The organism is Streptococcus wuxiensis (assembly GCF_040888245.1).
In the GTDB taxonomy this organism is placed as follows: Bacteria; Bacillota; Bacilli; order Lactobacillales; family Streptococcaceae; genus Streptococcus; species Streptococcus wuxiensis.
Window position 1 is genome coordinate 518,810 of sequence record NZ_JBFNFE010000001.1, and the last position, 22,340, is coordinate 541,149.

At 40.4% G+C, this 22,340-nt stretch carries 15 protein-coding genes; 4 read left to right on the forward strand and 11 right to left on the reverse strand.

Annotated features, from left to right (window positions below):
• Positions 1-27: 27 nt before the first annotated feature.
• Positions 28-3,567, reverse strand: a complete 3,540-nt coding sequence (smc, locus tag AB2B47_RS02545) for a chromosome segregation protein SMC (RefSeq protein WP_320693549.1) — start codon at positions 3,565-3,567, stop codon at positions 28-30.
• A complete protein-coding gene (rnc, locus tag AB2B47_RS02550; protein ID WP_004252602.1) occupies positions 3,558-4,256 on the reverse strand; it encodes a ribonuclease III in 699 nt (232 codons plus the stop codon). Before rnc ends, smc begins: the two co-directional genes overlap by 10 nt.
• Positions 4,257-4,409: 153 nt before the next feature.
• Between rnc and AB2B47_RS02555 the strand changes: the two genes are divergently transcribed.
• From AB2B47_RS02555 to ffh, 3 genes are read left to right on the forward strand one after another with little or no spacing between them, the layout of a single operon-like run.
• Positions 4,410-4,742, forward strand: a complete 333-nt coding sequence (locus tag AB2B47_RS02555; RefSeq protein WP_303405088.1) for a putative DNA-binding protein — start codon at positions 4,410-4,412, stop codon at positions 4,740-4,742.
• Positions 4,743-4,744: 2 nt separating this feature from the next.
• A complete protein-coding gene (locus AB2B47_RS02560) occupies positions 4,745-4,960 on the forward strand; it encodes a 2-oxoglutarate:acceptor oxidoreductase (protein ID WP_320693550.1) in 216 nt (71 codons plus the stop codon).
• Between the two features lie 17 nt (positions 4,961-4,977).
• Positions 4,978-6,543, forward strand: a complete 1,566-nt coding sequence (gene ffh, locus AB2B47_RS02565) for a signal recognition particle protein (RefSeq protein WP_223334223.1) — start codon at positions 4,978-4,980, stop codon at positions 6,541-6,543.
• Between the two features lie 24 nt (positions 6,544-6,567).
• Here ffh and AB2B47_RS02570 read toward each other — a convergent pair whose 3' ends face one another.
• The 6 genes from AB2B47_RS02570 to AB2B47_RS02595 form a co-directional block, all read right to left on the reverse strand.
• Complete coding sequence (locus tag AB2B47_RS02570; protein WP_320693551.1) at positions 6,568-7,461, reverse strand: RluA family pseudouridine synthase; 894 nt, start codon at positions 7,459-7,461, stop codon at positions 6,568-6,570.
• A complete protein-coding gene (lspA, locus tag AB2B47_RS02575; protein ID WP_320693552.1) occupies positions 7,451-7,912 on the reverse strand; it encodes a signal peptidase II in 462 nt (153 codons plus the stop codon). Before lspA ends, AB2B47_RS02570 begins: the two co-directional genes overlap by 11 nt.
• Complete coding sequence (locus AB2B47_RS02580; protein WP_036754615.1) at positions 7,909-8,817, reverse strand: LysR family transcriptional regulator; 909 nt, start codon at positions 8,815-8,817, stop codon at positions 7,909-7,911. Before AB2B47_RS02580 ends, lspA begins: the two co-directional genes overlap by 4 nt.
• Before the next feature lie 156 nt (positions 8,818-8,973).
• On the reverse strand, positions 8,974-9,579 hold the full coding sequence (gene sodA / locus AB2B47_RS02585) for a superoxide dismutase SodA (RefSeq protein ID WP_320693553.1): 606 nt from the start codon (positions 9,577-9,579) through the stop codon (positions 8,974-8,976).
• A 68-nt stretch (positions 9,580-9,647) separates the two neighbouring features.
• On the reverse strand, positions 9,648-10,685 hold the full coding sequence (gene holA, locus AB2B47_RS02590) for a DNA polymerase III subunit delta (protein WP_311523599.1): 1,038 nt from the start codon (positions 10,683-10,685) through the stop codon (positions 9,648-9,650).
• 32 nt (positions 10,686-10,717) lie between these two features.
• Positions 10,718-11,653, reverse strand: coding sequence for a dihydroorotate oxidase (locus tag AB2B47_RS02595; RefSeq protein WP_320693554.1), 936 nt, complete (start codon positions 11,651-11,653; stop codon positions 10,718-10,720).
• Positions 11,654-11,877: 224 nt separating this feature from the next.
• Between AB2B47_RS02595 and gdhA the strand changes: the two genes are divergently transcribed.
• Positions 11,878-13,224 (forward strand): NADP-specific glutamate dehydrogenase, encoded by a 1,347-nt coding sequence (gene gdhA, locus AB2B47_RS02600; protein WP_036754601.1) that lies wholly within the window; start codon positions 11,878-11,880, stop codon positions 13,222-13,224.
• Positions 13,225-13,363: 139 nt separating this feature from the next.
• On the opposite strand, the gene AB2B47_RS02605 is transcribed toward gdhA, so the two are convergent.
• The 3 genes from AB2B47_RS02605 to AB2B47_RS02615 all read right to left on the reverse strand — a co-directional run bounded on the left by AB2B47_RS02605 (position 13,364) and on the right by AB2B47_RS02615 (position 22,047).
• The gene (locus AB2B47_RS02605) at positions 13,364-18,631 is read right to left on the reverse strand and encodes a Cna B-type domain-containing protein (RefSeq protein WP_320693555.1); all 5,268 of its coding nucleotides are present in this window, start codon (positions 18,629-18,631) and stop codon (positions 13,364-13,366) included.
• Between the two features lie 349 nt (positions 18,632-18,980).
• Positions 18,981-21,599 carry an alanine--tRNA ligase gene (gene alaS, locus AB2B47_RS02610; RefSeq protein WP_320693556.1) on the reverse strand — a complete coding sequence of 873 codons (2,619 nt, stop codon included), beginning with the start codon at positions 21,597-21,599 and terminating at the stop codon, positions 18,981-18,983.
• Positions 21,600-21,615: 16 nt separating this feature from the next.
• Positions 21,616-22,047 (reverse strand): LURP-one-related/scramblase family protein, encoded by a 432-nt coding sequence (locus tag AB2B47_RS02615; protein WP_320693576.1) that lies wholly within the window; start codon positions 22,045-22,047, stop codon positions 21,616-21,618.
• Between the last annotated feature and the right edge of the window lie 293 nt (positions 22,048-22,340).

Sequence of the window (22,340 nt, forward strand, 5' to 3'; positions counted from 1 at the left end):
AGCTTGAAATGTTATATTGAAAACAAACTAAGCATCCATATTTTCTATATCTTTTAGTTTAACAGAGACAATCTTAGAAACACCAGATTCTTGCATGGTTACCCCATAAATAGAGTCTGCTGCTGCCATGGTTCCCTTACGGTGGGTAACAACGATAAACTGGCTATCCTTGTCAAATCGATTGAGATAATCCCCAAAGCGTTTAACGTTAGCTTCATCGAGTGCAGCCTCTACTTCATCCAAAATAACAAATGGAATGGTCTTGACACGAATGATTGAGAAGAGCAAAGCAAGAGCTGACAAGGCCTTCTCTCCACCACTCATGAGGTTGAGAGATTGGATTTTCTTACCAGGCGGTTGAACAGAGATTTCAACACCCGCTGTCAATAAATCTCCCTCGGTCAGGATTAGGTCCGCTTGACCACCACCAAACATCTGCTTGAAGGTCACTTTGAAGGATTCACGAATAGCTTCAAAGGTTGATTTGAATCGTTCCTTCACTTCATCGTTCATCTCTGTAATGGTTTCAAGAAGAAGATTTTTGGCAGAAAGAATGTCATCACGCTGACTATTTAAGAATTCCAAGCGTTCGTGAACTTCGTCAAACTGTTCAATAGCATCCAAATTGACTGGACCAAGTGAACGGATAGATTTTTCCAGATCCTTGACCTCTTGTTCAGCGACAGCCAAATCTTCTAATGGATTGGCTTGTTCTAAAGCTTCCGTATAACTAATCTGGTATTCTTCAGTCAGTTGACCTTGAAGATAGCGAAGGCGGTCCGTAATCTTCTCTTTGGTCGCTTCCGCTCGTGTTTGCTTACGAATCCATTCTTCATTATGCTGACGAGCTTGTTCTAAATGACTAGCAATATCATCCAATTGACCTTCGATATCATCTAGTTCAAACTGCTTACGAATAAGCCCTTGTTGAATTTCTTCCTTCTGACTCTTGGCTTCTCTTTCCTGCTTGGCCAAAAGTTCTGTATCAACCTTTTCAAGATTATCTACCTTTTCTTGCAAAAGACGTTCAATCTCTTCTTGCTCCATATCAATATATTCAAGTTCTTTGTTGATACGCTCAATATCCGCAACTTCATAACGTTTTCGCCCTATCATTTCTGTTTTGAGCAGACGTTCTTGGGAAAGTTTTTCCTGTAAGTTTTGGTAACGTTCTTGAATCGCATTTTTATTGGACTTGATTTCTTCAATCTCAGACTCCAGCTTTTGCTTTTCAGTTGAAATAACTGCAAGACGTTCTTGGCATTTTTCTTTTTCAGTTTGCCAATCTCCACCTCTTAGATTGTTTAATTCTTTTTCCTGAAGTTCTAAAAGTGTTTCGAGTTCTTCGACTTGTTGGCAAGTTTGTTGATAAGCCAGATATAAGCCCTGCTCCTCTATTCGAGCTTGCTCTCCCTGAGATTTAATAGTTTCCAAAGTTTGACTAAGTTCATTCAAGGCTACTTGAACTGATTTCAGATTTTCTTCTTCCTGACCAAGAATCTTCTCTTCCTGAGCAATTTCTTTTTGCAACTGCTCCAATTCAGGCTTGATGAAAATACTGTTATTTTGACGATTGGCACCACCAGCATAAGAACCACCTGTTCTCAATTCTGTACCATCTAGCGTTACCATTCGAACCTGATAACGTACCTTGCGAGCCGCATCACGCGCATGCTCTACCGTATCAAAGATTGCTGTTGTAGCAAGCAAGTTTTTAAATATTGCTTCATGCTTGGCATCAAAAGTAACCAATTCATCTGCCATTCCAAGAAAACCTGGACTTGAGGCAATCACATCTTGGTTCTGACCAGAAATGCTACGAGCCTTGATGGTTGTCAAAGGTAGGAAGGTCGCACGACCAGCTCGGTTTCGCTTAAGGAAATCAATAGCTTTAGTCGCGGCCTGTTCATCTTCAACGATGATATGTTGGCTACTTGCCCCGAGGGCAATTTCAAGAGCTGTTTGATAACGAACATCAAAAGTTAAATGTTCACTGACCGCTCCGATAATACCGCCTAGGCGATTTTTTTCTTGTAAAACACTCTTAACACCCGCATAGAAATTACTATGATTTTTAAGAATGTTTTCCAGACTTTGCGCTTTGGCCTGCTTGTTTTTCAGACTATCCAAACGGTCAAAGAGTTGACTTTGCTGACTTTGATAAACCTGCTTTTGTTCTTCTTCCTGTTTAGCATGCGTCTGATAGTCAACAAGTAAGTTCTGTACTTTTTCTTTTGCTAATTTTAAATCAGCCTCTTGTTCACTAGCCTTAGATTTAGCAGAAGCTAATTGTTCCTTCAAGGACTCCAATTGTTCTTCTTGCTTTTGAGTCTGTTGGCGACTATTTTCAAGATCATTTTCAATCCGTGTCAACTGGTTAGAGACATCCGCTTCTTCCTGCAAGAAAGCAACAAAGCGCTCACGCAGTTGCTCAATCATCTGATCAGGATCATCAGAAAAAGCTAACAACTCAGCTTCTAAACGATTGAGCTCCTTGGTATTGACTGCTAGATTTTCTTCTAACTGACTGAGATTTGCTTCTTTTTCTTCCTTCTCTTGAATAAGAGCATTTCTCTTTTCATCCAAACCAGCTAAACGAGCTTGAGCCTCTTGTTGATTGAGAGCAACCTGCTCAGTCTCCAGTTTAGACAAGGCCAATTTCCGTTCTAAATCACTGATTAGAGCAGTCAAATCCATCAAACTAGTTTGATCTTTAGCCATCTCTGCTTGTAAATCTTGTCTCTGCTTCTTAAGAGATTGATTTTCAAGTTCTAGTGACTCGCGTTTTTGATAATAACTAGTCAACAGTTCTTGGACTTGGTTTAATTCTTCTTCTGTTAGATCCAATTCAGCCTTATTGGCTTGAATTTGTGCAACTAAAACATCTAAGTAGATGCCTTTACGCTGACTGTCCAAGTCTATAAATTTACGAGCTGTTGCTGCTTGCTTTTCTAAGGGCTTGATTTGATTGTCTAACTCATAGATGATATCTTCCAAACGGTCTAAATTATCTTGAGTTTGTTGCAACTTACTTTCCGTCTCTTTGCGACGAGTTTTATATTTTAAAACTCCAGCTGCTTCTTCAAAGATAGCCCGACGTTCCTCAGGTTTGGAGTTAAAGATTTCTTCGACCTTCCCTTGGGAAATAATGGAGAAGGAATCGCGCCCAAGTCCGGTATCTAAGAAAAGATCATGAATATCACGAAGACGGACTTTTTTCCCATCAATCTTGTATTCACTATCCCCGGTACGATAGATATGACGCTCCACCTTGATTTCCTGTCCTGCATCCTTGATGAAACCGTCCTGATTATCTAGAGTAACAACTACAGAAGCATAGTTTAATGGTTTTCTACTTTCTGTCCCTGCAAAGATAACATCAGGCATCTTCCCACCACGAAGACTTTTGACACTGGATTCCCCAAGAGCCCAACGTAAACTTTCTGTGATGTTAGATTTTCCAGAACCATTGGGTCCTACAACTGCTGTTACTCCCTGGTCAAAAACTACCTTGGTTTTGTCAGCAAAGGACTTAAATCCCTGAATCTCAATTTCTTTTAAATACATGAATCCAGTCCTTCCTCAACTGCATTTTTAGCGGCTTCTTGTTCGGCCAATTTTTTAGATCGTCCTTGACCCCTACCTAAACTTTGACCCTCGACAAGGACTTCAACCTCAAACATCTTATCGTGGGCAGGTCCGATTTCTGAAATGACCTGATAACGAATATCAACGTCACCATTGACTTGGAGTAGTTCTTGGAGGTGAGTCTTGTAGTCTTTAATCATCTCAAAATCACCAGCCTCAACCTTTGGAATCATGACCTGGTAGATAAACTCTTTTACCGTAAGTAGATCCTTATCTAAAAGCAGGGCACCCAAAAAGGCTTCGAAAGCATCTCCCAAGATGGTATCTCGATTACGGCCTCCAGATTTTTCCTCTCCCTTTCCTAGCTTGATAAACTGGTCAAACTGGCAGTCACGGGCAAAACCAGCCAAACTCTCTTCACGTACAATCATGGCACGGAGTTTAGACAGGTCACCTTCTGGTTTTTTAGGATATTTTTGGTACAGATATTCTGAAATCAATAATTGCAGAACAGCGTCTCCTAAAAATTCCAAGCGTTCATTGTGTGAAATTTTTAAGAGGCGGTGCTCATTGGCATAACTAGTGTGAGTAAAAGCTGTTTCAAGTAATTGTTTATCTGAAAAAACAAGCCCAAAACGTTGCTCTAACACGGTTTCTAATTCTTTCATAAGAACCTCTTTCTAAAACATTATAATACACTCCATTATACCAAAAAAAGGTTTCTTAGTCAGAAAATAACCGTTAAAAGTCCTTTTTCTGACTTGTGTTTAAAATCAATCCATTACTAGCAGTTCAGGCTATTTTTTGGTATAATAAATCTTATGGAAATTGAAAAAACCAATCGAATGAATGCTCTGTTTGAATTTTATGCAGCCCTTTTGACTGATAAGCAGATGAACTATATCGAGCTCTACTATGCAGACGACTATAGTTTAGCTGAAATTGCAGAAGAGTTCGGCGTTAGTCGTCAGGCTGTTTATGATAATATCAAGCGAACTGAAAAGATTCTGGAAGACTATGAGATGAAGCTCCATATGTACTCTGACTACATTGTTCGCAGTCAGATTTTTGATCAGATCATTGATCGCTATCCAGAAGATGCTTTTCTCCAAGAGCAAGTTGAGATTTTAACAAGTATTGATAATCGGGAATAATCATGGGCAGTCTAGTTATTTATCAAGGGATACCTTGCGAACTATTAGCCGCAGAGGAACCATTCCCTACTCGACTACAGATTATCTCGCCCAATGATATCTCCAAAGCTATGGAAATAGGTTTTAGCTGTTGGGGATATCCAAATGAAATCATGAAAGAAGTCACACCCGAAGAACTAGAGTGTTTGCAACATTTCGGACGATTTCCACTGAATTGAATAAATAGGAGAAAAATATGGCATTTGAAAATTTAACAGAACGTTTGCAGAACGTCTTTAAAAATCTACGTAAAAAAGGAAAAATCACAGAGAGTGATATCCAAGAAGCAACCAAGGAAATTCGTCTGGCTCTTTTAGAAGCCGACGTTGCTTTACCAGTGGTTAAGGACTTTATCAAGAAAGTTCGTGAACGTGCCATTGGGCACGAAGTCATTGATACCCTCAACCCAGCTCAACAAATCATCAAGATTGTTAATGAAGAGTTGACGGAAGTTCTTGGTTCTGATACAGCTGAGATTATCAAGTCTCCAAAAATCCCAACCATTATCATGATGGTCGGTTTGCAAGGGGCTGGTAAAACAACCTTCGCTGGAAAACTTGCTAACAAACTCAAAAAGGAAGAGGATGCTCGTCCTTTGATGATTGCAGCCGACATCTATCGTCCTGCAGCTATTGACCAGCTCAAAACACTAGGACAACAAATTGATGTTCCTGTCTTTGCTCTTGGAACTGAAGTTCCTGCAGTGGAGATTGTTCGCCAAGGTTTGGAGCAAGCTAAAGCCAACCATAACGACTATGTCTTGATCGATACTGCTGGTCGTTTACAAATTGACGAGCTTCTTATGAATGAGCTCCGTGACGTTAAAGCTCTTGCTCAACCAAATGAAATCCTTCTCGTCATCGATGCCATGATTGGTCAAGAAGCTGCTAACGTTGCGCGAGAATTTAACGATCAATTAGAAGTTACCGGTGTCATCCTTACCAAGATTGACGGGGACACTCGTGGTGGTGCTGCCCTTTCTGTTCGTCATATCACAGGAAAACCAATCAAATTCACTGGTACTGGTGAAAAGATTACCGATATTGAAACTTTCCACCCTGACCGCATGGCCAGCCGTATTCTCGGTATGGGAGATATGCTGACTCTGATCGAGAAAGCTTCCCAAGAATACGATGAGCAAAAAGCCCTTGAAATGGCTGAAAAAATGCGGGAAAACACCTTTGATTTCAACGATTTCATCGATCAGTTGGATCAGGTGCAAAATATGGGGCCAATGGAAGATTTGCTCAAGATGATTCCAGGTATGGCCAACAATCCTGCCCTTCAAAATATGAAGGTGGATGAAAAACAAATCGCTCGCAAACGCGCTATCGTGTCTTCTATGACTCCAGAAGAACGTGAAAATCCAGATTTGTTGACTCCAAGCCGTCGTCGTCGTATCGCTGCTGGTTCTGGTAATACCTTTATCGATGTCAACAAGTTCATCAAAGACTTTAACCAAGCTAAACAACTCATGCAAGGTGTCATGTCTGGTGACATGAACAAGATGATGAAGCAAATGGGCATCAACCCTAACAACCTTCCTAAAAATATGCCTGGTGGCATGGATATGTCAGCCCTTGAAGGTATGATGGGACAAGGCGGTATGCCGGATATGTCTGCTCTTGGAGGAGCCGGAATGCCTGATATGAGCCAGATGCTTGGTGGAGGTCTCAAGGGTAAAATCGGTGAATTTGCTATGAAGCAATCCATGAAACGCATGGCTAATAAAATGAAAAAAGCTAAGAAAAAACGCAAATAAAAAAGGACTCAATTGAGTCCTTTTTTATTGTTCTTTTCTAAGTTTCTCCAAGGTTTGCTTGAATATTTCTGGAATATCAGCAGTAAATTCCATAGTTTCACCAGTTCTTGGATGGGTAAATCCTAGCGTCTTGGCATGGAGAAATTGCCCATGTCCCTTTAGGGTTTTACGAGGACCGTATACCTCATCACCAGCGACAGGATGACCGATATAAGCCATGTGCACACGGATTTGATGGGTCCGTCCTGTTTCCAGTTGTAATTCCAGTAAGGTATAATCACCAAAGCGTTCTAAGACTTGGAAACGTGTCACTGCTGGTTTTCCTTTAGCAGTAACAGCTTGTTTCTTACGGTCTTTTTCACTTCGACCAATCGGTGCCTCAATAACGCCTCGGTCATTTGGAAGATTACCATGAACAATAGCCCAATATTTTCGAAGAGATTTCTTGTCTTTCAATTCTTGAGCCAGCGCCATGTGAGCTTCATCGTTTTTAGCAATCATGAGAAGCCCAGATGTGTCCTTATCGATACGATGAACAATCCCTGGTCGAAGCACACCATTGATTCCTGATAAATCTTTGATATGATACATAAGGGCATTCACCAAGGTACCACTGGTATGACCAGCACTTGGATGAACGACCATCCCTTGAGGTTTATTGACTACTGCTACATCCTTATCTTGATAAATGATTTCTAAAGGAATATCTTCAGCTACATACTCCAAAACCTCTGGTTCGGGGATTTGATAAGTGATCATATCCCCCTCTTGGACCGTATACTTGGCTTTCTTGACCTGGCCGTTGACCAAGACTTGACCTGACTTGATTTGTTCATTGGCGAGACTACGAGACAATTCTGTCAAATCTGACAAAGCTTTATCTAGGCGTATCCCGCCTCTTTCAATTTTAATTTCCATTCATTTCCTCTTTTAGCATTGCAAGCAATAACACAACGACCCCTACTGTCAGATAACTGTCAGCTACATTGAAAATGGCAAAATTGACAAAATCTAAGTGAAACATATCCACGACAAATCCTTGGCTAATGCGATCAATGAAGTTTCCCAGACCACCTGCAATAATCAGAACCAATCCAAAGACTGTCAAGAGGGAATCCTCTATATGCTTGTGCAAATACCAGATAGCCCCCACCATAACTACTAGTGTTATAACTGCAAAAAACCACTGTTGATCCTGAAGCATAGAAAAAGCCGCCCCCCTATTTTGCAGATAGGTTAAACTAACTAGATTTGGGATCCATGATTTAACTTCACCTAGAGCAATATTCTGAACAACATAAGCTTTTACCAATTGATCTAACACGATTAAGGCTGCTATAATTCCTGCTACTATTCCTCTTTTTTTCATGCCTTCCTCTTCTGACTAAAATACTCTTGCATGACCTCTACAAATAAAGTTCCTGCTTGGCTCAATTCTACTTCTTCACGTTTGACATAAACCATACGATTATTGAGATTATCATTTAATGGAATAACGGTGATCCCGTTAACGCTATCGCTATCTAAGAATCCCGAACCAGTCGCATAAGCATTTGTTCTTTCAAGAATTCCATTTAAAGTAGCACGGTCAGTTACATTAAACATTTGAGAGCTAGCACTTGTATCCACAAAGTTTTCTGAGTAATAGAGATATTCATCCTTCTCTTGTGTGAAACGAACTGTTGGCAAATCAACTAAATCCTCCATAACCAACTCTTTTTTCTTGGCTAAAGGATGTCCTTCACGAAGATAGATATGCGTCTGGAAAGGAATCAACTCAATCACTTCAAGGCCTAACTTTTCAACCCGTTGCATGATACCTTTTTGGTTTTGATTGTTGAGGTAAATAATCCCAATCTCACTATGACCTTGGGCTACTTCATCCAAAATCTGAACAGTTGTAGATTCAAAAATACGGAAATTTTTATAGTCTGGGTACCGTTGAGAAAAAGTTGTGATAGTCGGTGGCAAGAAATCATAGTGCTGGCTGGCTATTGAAAACTCATCCTTTTCCTCTTCCGGATTGGCATACTGGTTCTGGAAAATATCAAATCCTTTGACCAACTCTTGGGCCTTTTCATAAAATTCCATTCCTCGGCGAGTAAGAAAGGTACCCGAACTAGTTCTGCGGAAAATCTTGAATCCTAGCTCTTTCTCCAGATCTCTTACAGAAATAGATAGACTGGGTTGGCTAACGTACATTTTCTCAGCAGCTTCACGAAAAGTACCACTATTTGCAATAGCAACAACGTAGCGTAATTGTTGAATATTCATGATTTCTCCTTCGTTTTCTATCTTATCATTATACCATAAATAAAGCCTATCCAACAAAGGAAAATCATGAGACAGTTACTTCTAAAAAAGGAAACAAAAAAACACCTTTAAAGCTAGACCCAAAATCCAACTAAAAAGGGGTGTTATCAAATGCGATTATTTAGCTGCTGCGTAAAGCTCGTCTACTTTGTTCCAGTTGATAACTGAGAAGAAAGCTTTGATGTAGTCAGGACGAACGTTGCGGTATTTCACGTAGTAGGCATGTTCCCAAACGTCCAAGCCCAAGATTGGTTTTTTACCTTCTGAGATTGGTGTATCTTGGTTTGCTGTTGAAGTCACTTCAAGTTTACCTTCTTTATTAACAACCAACCATGCCCATCCAGAACCGAAACGAGTTGTTGCTGCTGCAGTAAATGCTGCTTGGAATTCTTCGAATGAACCAAATGTTGCATCGATTGCTGCTGCAAGTTCTGCTGAAGGAGCTGTTTTTTCAGAAGTCATCAATTCCCAGAAAAGAGCATGATTCAAGTGTCCACCACCGTTGTTGATAAGCGCTTGACGGATATCAGCTGGGATAGATTCTACATCAGCAAGCAAAGCTTCAAGGTCTTCACCAATTTCAGGGTGTTTTTCAAGAGCTGCATTAGCGTTATTTACATATGCTTGGTGATGTTTGTCATGGTGCAAATGCATCGTTTCAGCATCAATATATGGTTCCAAGGCGTCGTAAGCGTATGGAAGATCTGGTAAGATAATAGCCATCTGTAATACCTCTTTTCTTTCTATATAAAAATGATAACGCAAACAACCTTTTTTTTCAAGTTATTTGCTCAATTTGACTGGCTCGCAATCTGCAATAAAGCCTTCTCAAACAAGTACCCTTTTTCGTAAACACCAGTCTTAATTTGATAATCTGCCTGAATGAGATAACGAATAGAATCTTGTAGGAAATTCAGGGACAATCCTCGCGTGTCACGAAGGGCAAATTTGATTTGATAGGGATTCGGATTGCGACCAAGATAGTGACCCAAACTGCTGACCATCTGTGATTCTGTCTGACCAGACTCTTGCAATATTTTTACTTGGGTATAGAGTCTAAACTGCCCCAGCATAATGGCAATCAGTTTAATCTCATCTTCACCCTGTAGGGTCAAATCTTTAACTAAATCTCGTGCTTGATCAATTTTCTTAGTTAATATTAATTGGGTCAAATCAAAAATATTATCCTGCAAAGTCTTTGGAATTGCTTCAACAATATCTTCTTCTGTTATCAAACCACTATCCTTATAAGACAGTAAGAAGAGCAGGTTTTTCTGAATTTCACTGAATTGAAAACTAGATTTGATAAGCAACTGTTCAAAGGAATTTCCACCAAAAGTAAGTCCTTGTTCCTGAGCCCACTTTTGAAAATAGGCTCGCAACTCTTGCTCTTTAGGTTCAAGAGCCTCAAACACAGTTGCATCTCTCTTGAGTAATTTGACCAAACGTCTCTTGCTATCTAACTTGCCTTCAGCAAAGATTACTAATTTACTTGAGGGTACAGGATTTTCCAGATAGTCTTCAAAGGCCTTGAGCTCATCATCAGTTAGATAGCGTTTTTTAGCAGTTGTAATATCCACAAAGTGATCTAGGATCACAATTTTTTCATCCGCAAAGAAAGGAAGACTGACCAACTCTAGCTCCAAGCTTTTGTAGTCTACTTCTTTCATGTCAAAATAAGCAAAATTCAAATCTGCAGGATCGTATCCGATTTGCTTTAGAACTTGTGCTTTCATGATGTCGTACTGTCCTTGATCAGCCCCTGTAAACAGGGTCAAACTAGGAAGGTTCGCTAAGGATAGCTTTCGACTTTCTTCTATGGCTAGCATTTGTTCTCCTTTCTTTTTAATTTAGTTTCTTTTTAATCCATATAATTCAATTTTCCGCGGAAATCCTCTAGGCTTTGGTATCCTTTTTCCGACATAATTTCTTTGAGTTCCCTTGTAATACGCTCAAAAGCACCTACTCCTTCTTTATGAAGAGTAGTTCCTACCTGCACCATGCTAGCACCACATAGGATATGTTCAAAAGCATCACGCCCTGTTAATACTCCACCAGTTCCAATGATTTGAATTTCTGGATTTAAGCGTTGATAAAAAGCATGGACATTGGCGAGGGCAGTTGGTTTAATGTATTCACCACCAATTCCACCAAAGCCATTCTTAGGACGAATCACGACAGACTCATCTTGGATATAGAGACCATTTCCGATAGAGTTGACACAGTTGACAAATTTGAGCGGATATTTGTTAAAAATAGCTGCAGCCTGGTCAAAGTGAACTATATCAAAATAAGGTGGAAGCTTAATTCCTAGAGGTTTTGTAAAATACTCAAAGACTTCTGACAAGATACGGTCTGTTGTTTCAAAATCATAGGCAATCTGAGGTTTCCCTGGAACATTTGGGCATGAGAGATTGAGTTCAGTTAGACCACGAAAATCACTTTCTTGCACCTTCTTCAAAATGGTATGAGTTTCCTCTGGAGACATTCCAACTAATGATAAAAAGAAGGTACGATTTGGTTCCTTTTCTTGCAATTCCAAAAGGTAGTTCAAGTAATATTCTAAACCATTATTTGGCAGACCCATAGAGTTGATAGAGCCAAGTGGAACATCTTGGTAGCGTGGTTCAGGATTCCCCTGACGAAATTCCAAGGTTGCTGTTTTAGTGACAAAGGTTCCTGCTGCTGAGTTTTTAACACCTTCCAATTCCTCAATGGTCATACAAGCAACTCCTGCCGCATTCATCAAGCAATTATCAAATTCAAAACCAGCAATCTGTGTTTTAGTTGATACCATGATTCTATTCCTCCAGATTCCTTTATATCTCTACTATTATACCATACTTTGGCAGGACTCTTTTAATAAAACTAATCCTATGAAAGGTTCTTATTCAGCTAATAAAACTAGCTAATCCAAATTGAAAGAATTTTTAGAAAATTTATGTTTTTTTCTTTACACTGCAAAATTTTTCTGCTATAATGTCTCATGTAATAAAATATGACAACAAAAAGGAGAACGATATGACATCTGCTAAAGAATATATCCAAAGCGTGTTTGAAACTGTAAAAGCTCGTAACGGGCATGAGGCTGAATTTCTCCAGGCGGTTGAAGAATTCTTCAGCACTTTGGAGCCTGTCTTTGAAAAACACCCTGAGTATATTGAAGAAAATATCTTGGCACGTATCACTGAGCCTGAGCGCGTAATTAGCTTCCGTGTTCCTTGGGTTGACCGTGATGGGAAAGTTCAAGTTAACCGTGGTTACCGTGTTCAATTTAACTCAGCTGTTGGACCATATAAAGGCGGACTTCGTTTCCACCCAACTGTAAACCAAGGGATTTTGAAATTCCTCGGATTCGAACAAATCTTTAAAAACGTTTTGACTGGACTTCCAATCGGTGGAGGTAAAGGTGGATCAGATTTTGATCCTAAAGGTAAAACTGATGCTGAAGTGATGCGCTTCTGCCAAAGCTTCATGACTGAATTGCAAAAATACATCGGACCTTCTCTTGACGTACCTGCTGGTGATATCGGTGTCGGTGGACGTGAAATTGGTTACCTTTATGGACAATACAAACGCCTCAACCAATTTGATGCTGGTGTCTTGACTGGTAAACCTCTTGGATTTGGTGGTAGCCTGATTCGTCCAGAAGCGACTGGTTACGGTTTGGTTTACTACACTGAAGAAATGCTCAAAGCAAACGGAAACAGTTTTGCAGGTAAGAAAGTGGTTATTTCTGGTTCTGGTAACGTTGCTCAGTTTGCCCTTCAAAAAGCAACTGAACTTGGTGCTACAGTTATATCTGTATCTGACTCAAATGGTTATGTCATTGATGAAAATGGTATCGACTTCGACCTTTTGTCAGATGTTAAAAACAACCGTCGTGCTCGCTTGACTGAGTATGCTGCAGAAAAACCAACTGCTACTTACTACGAAGGTTCTGTATGGACTTACACTGGTAACTACGATATCGCTCTTCCATGTGCGACTCAAAATGAGATCAATGGTGAAGCTGCGAAACGCTTAGTTGCTCAAGGTGTTATCTGTGTGTCTGAAGGTGCTAACATGCCTAGCGACCTTGAAGCTATCAAAGTCTACAAAGAAAATGGAATCCTTTACGGACCTGCTAAAGCTGCTAATGCTGGTGGTGTAGCTGTATCTGCTCTTGAAATGAGCCAAAACAGCCTTCGCCTTTCATGGACACGTGAAGAAGTTGACGGTCGCTTGAAAGATATTATGACTAACATCTTCAACACAGCTAAAACAACTGCAGAAACATACGGTCTTGGTACTGACTACCTTGCAGGTGCAAATATTGCTGCCTTTGAAAACGTAGCAAATGCTATGATTGCCCAAGGGATCGTTTAAAATGAATAACTAAAAACCCCAATCACTCCGACTGGGGTTTTTAGTTTCGCATTTAAGAGCTTTACATAATAAAAATAAGAGGCCCTATGGACCTCTTATTTTTTTGGATTCTTAAACAAGATTTTATTGAAGCTTACTCTTAATGTTTCTTCTTTTTAAGCAGATAAGCTGCAAGGCTAACTCCGGTAAGAGCTAAGATTAGGCTAAGAATAGATTCAGCTGAACCAGTATTTGGCAACTCAACTTTCTTTTTCGGTTCTTCAGTTGTTGTAGTTGGAGGAATACTTGGTTCATGTTTATTGGTAAGAACAACATTTCCTTGACTGTCATCGGTTTTCGTCACTTGGTAACCTGTTGGAACATCGACTTCTTCAACTGTATAGCTAATTGCTTTACCATTAGCTTTTTCAACTAAATCTGTAAATGTATAAGTCCACTTATTATCTGCTGATAGCTCAATGACTTCACCAGATTTCTTACCATCCGCATAGAGTTGCACTTTCACACTCTTCGGACGAAGGCCATCTTTGTCCTCTTGGTCATCCCACTGTTTGGTTACAGAGAGGGTAGTCTTACCTGGAGTGTGCGTATTGGTAATAGTATAGCTTTCTTGGTCAATGCTTGGTGAATAATTTTCAACCTTTTCTTCTTGAAGGGTGTAGACGATTTGCTTGCCATCCTTAAACTTAGGAAGGCCAGTAAAGGTTTCTTTCCAATCGGTCTCGCTTGTAATATCTTTGCGAGCCACTTCTCCACCATTGGCCAGAAGCTTCACAGTGATTTTAGCCGGACGAAGACCATCTTGGTTGTCATTGTCCACCCAGATCTTAGTGACTGGAATATCCACTGTACTTGGAGTGTGCGTGTTGGTTAAGACGACATCGCCCTTCTCCTTACTCTCTTCTGTTACGGTGTAACCTTCCGGAACGTCCACTTCTTTCACAGAATAGTGAATATCTTGTCCGTTTGCTTTTTCAGCAAGTTTCTCAAAGGTATGAGTCCATTTATTGTCTGCAGACAAGACAACTTCCTTGCCTAGCTTTTGATCACCCGCATACAATTGGACGCGAATTTCTTTTGGACGTAGGCCATCTTGGTTATTAGCGTCATCCCATTTCTTGGTGACCTTGACCTGAGTGACATTTGGTTCATGCTTATTGGTCAAGACAAGATGTGCTGGATCCTTATCATCGATCGAAAGAGTATAGCTTTCTGGGACATTCTCTTCTTTTACAGTGTAGTTAAGGGCCTTACCAGCTGCATTTACATCAAGGTTTTCAAAAGTGCCATACCACTTATTAGCTTCTGACAATTCCAGAGTCTGGTCTGTAGGTGCACCATCCTTATAGAGTCTAACCGTAATGGATACTGGACGAATACCATCTTGGTTTTCTGCATCATCCCATTTCTTGGTTACTTGAACTTTAGTCTTCGAAGGAGTGTGGGTATTCGTAATCACTACCTGACCTGGATTTGTCGCTTCTACTGTTTGAGTATAGCCTTCTGGCACTTCAGTTTCTTTAACTGTATATTGAATAGTTTTACCATCTTTTTTCTCATCCAAATCAGAGAAAGTGTAAGACCACTTGTTGTCTTCAGAAAGCTCTACTACTTTACCTAATTCTTGACCATCGGCATAGAGTTGTACCTTGATAGTCTTTGGACGAAGGCCATCTTGGTTTTCTGCATCATCCCATTTCTTAGTCACTGTTAAACTAGTTTTACCTGGTTTGTAAGTGTTTGTGATAGTTGTACCGTCGATGGTTGTTGTGTAGTTTGCTACAGTATCTTCTGTCACAGTGTAGATGATTTTTTGACCTTTTTTATAGACTGGTAGGTTTGTGAAGGTATGACTCCATGTTTCACCCTCACCAGAAACTGTTGCTGTTTGGACTTTCTCACCATTAGCTAAGAGATGAACTGTAATGCTGGCAGGACGGAGACCGTCTTGATTTTTAGCATCATCCCAAACTTTTTTCACAGTTACTTCTGTTGTTTCAGGAGTACGCTTATTGGTAATTGTTGCTTTTCCATCTACAAACTGAGCTTCTTCTTTATCAACTGTGTAATAAGTTGGTACTTTAACTTCTTTTACTGTATAGCTGATGACGTTGCCATTACTATCTTTATCTGGAAGATTGCTAAAGGTTACTTTCCAGTCACTTCCTGCTGAAAGTGCTACTGGATTCCCTTCTGCTTTTCCATTTTTGTACAATTGGAACTCGATGGATTCAGGACGAAGACCTTCTACGTTGTCTTGGTCATCCCAAACTTTAGTCGCTTCTAGATTGAGATATTTGATATCATTCTCATTTGTGATTAGTTTTGGTGAAGCTTTTGAACCAATAGCTTCTCCGTCAATTGTGACATGATAGATTCGTTGATCTGCATCGTAGGTCACCACGACTGCATGTTCAGTCTCATCCAACTTATAATTAGTTGGTGCTTTAGTTTCTTTAAGAGTATAAGTTCCTTCTGTTAAGGTTGTAAAAGCAACATTTCCATCTTTATCAGAAACTTGGGTCGCAAGGACTGCACCACTAGCATCCAATAAATTGAACTCAGCACCAGCTAATCCCTTGCTAGTATCGTCTTTATCAACCTTCTTCACATGGAAGCTAGCGCCAAAAATTTGAGAAGTTACTGTATTGGACTCACGGTTCCCTTCATGGCCTTTAGCCTTGTAACCAAATTGGTTATGAGCTTGTACGACACCTGAACGACCACCATTATCCTTGTTATCTTCTGTACGGTCTAGCATTAGTTGCTTAACTTGGTCTGTTAATTCACTTGGGTTGACAACAGGTACAGCAATATCTACTTGACTACGAGCACCAATAGTGGTTCCTTCGTTAGCAACAATCTTAATACCTGTTACTTTACTAAAGTCTGTGATATCTGTTGTCCAAATATCTTTATCTGCAGCTTGTGCCATGGTACTAGATGTAACTGTGGTATCTGTTGTGTAGTATGCTGTCCATCCTTCTGGCGCAGTGATAGGTCCGCGAAGACTTACAGTGTATTCTGTCTTACGGGCTGAAGCATCAAGTGTATTGACATCACCTACTTTTGGAAGGGCATCAAAAATAACAGTATTTTCAACAGGAGTATCTGTATTATTTTTGATTGTTAATTTATAATTAAAGGTTTCCCCTGGTTTAAAGGTACGAGTTACTGTTGAGGCATCAGATAAGTCGTCATTCTTAGCAATGAACTTACGAGAATAAACACCTTCAGCAGCTACAATGGTATAGTTTGATTCTGCATGAGGGATTTTATCCGTTGTAGAACCATTGTTATTTAAATCATAGCTATCTACTGCAACCTTATTCGGGTTAGCAGTTTCTAGATCCCAGAGACCCTCTCCTGCCATATAGATATGGTTGGTAAAGGTTCCGCCATCTGCCTTCCCTTTTAGTTTGGTATAGATAAATGGCAAACGAACTTGACCACCAGTCTCTAAAGAGCGTTTGATGAATTCCTTTTGATCCAAGTGGATAATCAAGGCAGAACGTCCAGAGTTGTGGTAGTTTTCGATGACCTCATAGGATTTGTACCAAGGGGCATAAAGACGAGTGTTATTCTTATCAAAATATTGATCTAGGTAATTGAAGTCAATGTCCAAGGTATTTGGATCAAAGAGGTCAATGACTCGCAAATCCTTGTAGTCCTTACCTGGATCCAAGCGAACATTATCGGCAGATAGGGCAAAACGAATGGTTTTTCCATCTGTGAATTGGACATTGTTGTAATCTGTATTCTTGGTCAGATTAACATTTTCTGTCAATGGAAGCAGTTTGAACTGCCATTTAGCAGATTGGTCTCTTTCTGCCCCTGACTGGGTTTTGTAAGTAATCCGTCCGGTATTTTCATAGGCATTCTTGGTATCATCATTCTGATCAATATGAGTCTTTTCTGGATCCTTGAAGGCTGTATAGGTAGAAATATAAATCCCTTGACCAGATGGAAGTTCAAAGTCGTCTTTCATCTCCAGTCTCCAGCCGACAACTGTACCATATTTGGTCAAATCAGTGCTTCCAAATCCATCCTTGTCTGCCTCTGGTTGAATTTCTTTGGTCGAACCATCTTCCATTGTAAGGATGATGCGTTTCACATATTGATTGATCAGAGGTCCATTTCCATAGATCCCAATCATCATGCGAGCATATTCAATCTTAGTAAACTTCAAGCGAGAGTCTACTTGCTCATCATAAAAGACAACATTCTTTTGAGCAAATGGTGTGATGTTATTGTATTTCAAGAGCCACTTATAGTTGGCTGACTTGTAGTCTGTCGAGTCGTAGACATTGCCTTCTGCTTGTTTGGCAAAAGCTCCTTTGCCTTCCAAGTCACGAGAGGTTAGTCGGAAGATGAGAGAATCTTCAGCCGTTACATCCGGTTCTCCCTCCCCACGTTCCGCAGGAATACCCACGACAGACGCAGTGTTGGTCAAATCTTTAACCAAGACATCCTCTAAAGTTTGGTCTTTTTCCATGACCAAATCAGGGAATTTCAAGTACAAGAAACTCTTGTCTTGAATCTTTTGCATCAAATCTGAGTGGTAACTTTGAACATTTTTATTTTCATCTGCTACAAACGTTTTTGAAACCGTACCATCTCCATTGTCGACCCAGCCTTCTGATTTTTCTGTATCTAGAACGGCTGTACGAGTTTTTCCATCTTTGTCCGTATAGGTTGGTAGCTTATCTGTGATCGTTGCAGATTCCAACTGACGATAGGCACCATTGTACTGTCCACGCATCCCATCTAACAAGAAGGCGAAAGGAACAGAAGTAGTTTTTTCAATGTACTTTTTGCCATCTGCTCCAGTTACAATCCCTGGAGATGCTTCCGCATAGTCTCTAGACATCGTCGCATTATAGTTCTGATTGACAAACTTGGTCAAGGTATAATCCTTGTATTGAGGCTTCCAAGTGATACTATTTAAAGCAGTCTCAGCACCATTGATATTGAGCGTCCCTGTAATATCCATCAAGTAGTTGGTAGGAGGGAATCCTAACTTAAACTTGGCGATGAATGGTAGGGTCAAGACTTCAGATTTTTGGTAGTTCGTAAAATGTAGAGTTACATGGTAGTCATCTCCTACCTTGGTCACAGCTGGTGCATCATGTTGCGAACTACTATTGAAATCGGGAATATTAACCTCATCCAGGTATTTCCCTGGTAACACTAGATTCACAGCAACATCATCAAGGTCTGTTGTCAGGTTTTTTGGTGTAATCTGGATGTACCCAGACATAGTGTCACCTGTACTATAGGCCATCCCACCAGGATGGTCTTGTTTATCGCCATACAATAGACTAACATCTAAGGCACCATTATCTCCGACCGCTAGTTCTTTAGCCAGAACTGATACAGTTCCTTGGCTCATTTGTCCTAGCATCATCAATATGGTGAATAGGGCAAAACCTTTCCTCAAAAAGGTTTTCCATAAGGACTTTCTCCTTTTCATTTTTCTTCTCCTTTATATTAATTGAAACACAATGGCTCAAATTAATTTTATCACAACTTATAAAAATAATCTACGAATTTATACATTTTTTCTCCCTATGTACATTTTTTTTATATTTCTGTGTTTTGGAATCATCATATTTTTAGTAATTATTTCACCATAGGATAGATTGGATTCATTTACTACTAAAGAAATGACCGTTATTTTCTAATTAGTTATGAAGAGAATATTTCTAATAACCTCTAATAAATAAAAAATCTACCAAAATTGGTAGATTTTCTGTTTATAGTTTACCTGCTACTGCATCCAATAATTCTTGGATTTTCGCTTGGTTGCTTCCTCCTGCCATGGCCATGTCTGGTTTACCACCACCACGTCCATCAACGATTGGAGCTAATTCTTTAACCAAGTTACCTGCGTGGATGTCTTTTGTCTTGCTAGCTACAAGAAGGTTGACCTTGTCACCGATGGCTGCGACAAGAACAAGGACGTCTGAGTAGTCTTTTTGCTTCCAGTTATCTGCAAAGGTACGAAGAGCACCTGCATCTGATACAGAAACTTGACTAGCAATGTAACGGTGTCCGTTTGCTTCTTGAACATTCTTAAAAACATCACCTGCCGCTGCTGCTGCAGCTTTTTCCTTCAATTCTGCATTTTCTTTTTGTAATTGACGGAGTTGTTCTTGAAGTCCTTCCACCTTGTGAGGTACTTCCTTGAGTTGAGGTGCTTTCAAGGTTGCTGCGACTGCTTTCAGTGCATCTTCTTGTTCACGATAAGCTTCGAAGGCTTCCTTACCAGTCACTGCTAAGATACGACGAGTTCCTGATCCGATTCCTTCTTCCTTAACAATCTTGAAGAGACCGATTTCAGAAGTGTTACCTACGTGAGTACCACCACAAAGTTCAACTGAGTAGTCACCAATCGTTACAACACGGACTTCCTTACCGTATTTCTCACCAAAGAGGGCCATAGCTCCCATTTCTTTGGCTGTGTCGATGTCTGTCTCAACTGTTTCCACTGCGATGGCTTCCCAGATCTTCTCATTGACTTGTTGCTCAATAGCGCGTAATTCTTCAGGAGTGACAGCTTGGAAGTGAGTGAAGTCAAAGCGAAGGAATTCTACTTCATTAAGTGAACCTGCTTGAGTTGCATGGTGACCAAGGATATTGTGAAGAGCTGCATGGAGCAAGTGAGTTGCTGTGTGGTTCTTCATGACACGGTGACGACGATTGCTATCGATGGCCAAAGTGTATTCTTGGTTCAAAGCAAGCGGTGCAAGGACTTCAACAGTATGAAGAGCTTGTCCATTTGGTGCTTTTTGAACATCCGTTACAGTCGCTACAAGGTTTCCTGCAGCATCCAAGATTTGACCGTGGTCAGCTACTTGTCCACCCATTTCAGCGTAGAAAGGTGTTTCTGCAAAGATCAGTGATGCAGTTCCTTCTGCTACAGCTTCTACTTCTGCATTATCCGCTACGATAGCCACCAACTTAGAAGGCAATTGGCTAGCATTGTAGTTGAAGACACTCTCTACAGTGATGTTTTGAAGGGTTTCATTTTGCATCCCCATAGATCCGCCTTTAACAGCTGACGCACGCGCACGTTCTTGTTGCTCTTTCATGGCTGCTTCAAAACCTTCACGGTCTACAGTCATACCCGCTTCTTCAGCGATTTCTTCTGTCAACTCTACTGGGAATCCATAAGTATCGTAGAGTTTGAAGACATCTTGACCAGCGATAACCGTTTGACCTTTTTCTTTCAAGTCTGCTACGATAGTTTCTGCAAAGTGTTGACCTGAGTGAAGTGTACGGGCAAATGACTCTTCCTCGCTCTTCACAATTTTTTCAATAAAGTCACGTTTTTCAAGAACTTCTGGGTAGTAGCTTTCCATGATCTTACCAACAGTTGGAACCAGTTTGTAAAGGAAAGGCTCATTGATACCCAATTTTTGACCATGCATAGAGGCACGACGGAGCAAACGACGAAGGACATAACCACGACCTTCATTTCCAGGGAGGGCACCATCGCCAATAGCAAATGAAAGAGAACGGATGTGGTCCGCAATGACCTTGAAGCTCATGTTGTCACCATCTTGGTCATAAACCTTACCAGACAACTTCTCAACTTCGCGAATGATAGGCATGAAGAGGTCTGTTTCAAAGTTGGTCTTAGCACCTTGGATAACAGCTACCAAGCGCTCCAAACCGGCGCCCGTATCAATGTTCTTGTGTGGCAATTCCTTGTACTCGCTACGAGGAACCGCTGGGTCCGCGTTAAATTGTGACAAGACGATGTTCCAGATTTCGATGTAACGGTCGTTTTCGATATCTTCTGCGAGAAGGCGAATACCGATATTTTCTGGGTCAAAAGCTTCCCCACGGTCAAAGAAGATTTCTGTATCTGGTCCAGAAGGTCCAGCACCAATTTCCCAGAAGTTGTCTTCGATTGGAATCAAGTGACTTGGATCCACGCCCACTTCAATCCAGCGGTTGTAAGAATCTGTGTCATCTGGATAGTAAGTCATGTAGAGTTTGTCTTTAGGGAAGTCAAACCATTCAGGACTTGTCAAAAGTTCATAAGCCCAAGTAATGGCTTCGTCACGGAAGTAATCCCCAATTGAGAAGTTTCCCAACATTTCAAACATGGTATGGTGACGAGCCGTCTTCCCTACGTTTTCAATATCGTTGGTACGGATAGCCTTTTGCGCATTGGTAATACGTGGATTTTCAGGTTTGATAGTTCCGTCAAAGTATTTTTTAAGAGTGGCAACCCCAGAGTTGATCCACAAAAGGGTTGGGTCGTTTACTGGAACCAAGCTAACAGATGGTTCTACTGAGTGACCTTTGGTCGCCCAGAAATCAAGCCACATTTGGCGAACTTGTGCACTAGATAATTGTTTCATTTGTATCTCCTTTTTACTAATTTGAGTCTCTTTCTAGCATTTCTACATAGTCGATAGCGACGCAGAGGGAAATGACTAGGTCTGCATAAGATTCGTCGTAGACGGTTACGGTATAGGTAGAGGTTAAATGGAAGAGTTCCTTGGCAATTTCCGCAATCACTTGGTCACGGTCATCCAGAAGTTTAAAATTTAAATCCCAGATATTCCCTTCGATACGAAGACCAAGATTATCAAATTCATACTTATCTCTAAAGAAAGTCAACTTCTTTCGGATATAAAAACTATCTCCATTACTGAGCTTAATCTCAAAGCGTGGCATGAAAGTCAACATTTCTTTACTAATCTCACTGATCTGTTCTCCAGCAGCATCATAGATGGTAAAGGTCTTAGGAATCTTAAAAAATGAACCTTCAACCTGATAGGCGACATTGCCCATTTCATCTTTGATATCAAAGCGTTCACCACCTAGGCGAAATTTTTATTTGACAAGAAAACTTCTCATAAGCACCTCCAAAAATAAAAGACAAATTCATATCACGAAGGGCGAAAAACCGCGGTACCACCTTCATTCAATGAACTTGTCATTCTTTGATTCTTATGCAATTGTTAGATTGAGTAGCATGATTTTCTATCTTAGATGGCTCGCAGCACCGCCAATTCTCTGGGCTAAGATGGAGAGAAAATCAATTCTCAACTCTAGTATTATACCGTTTTTTGATGATTGAGTCAACTGAGAAAGCT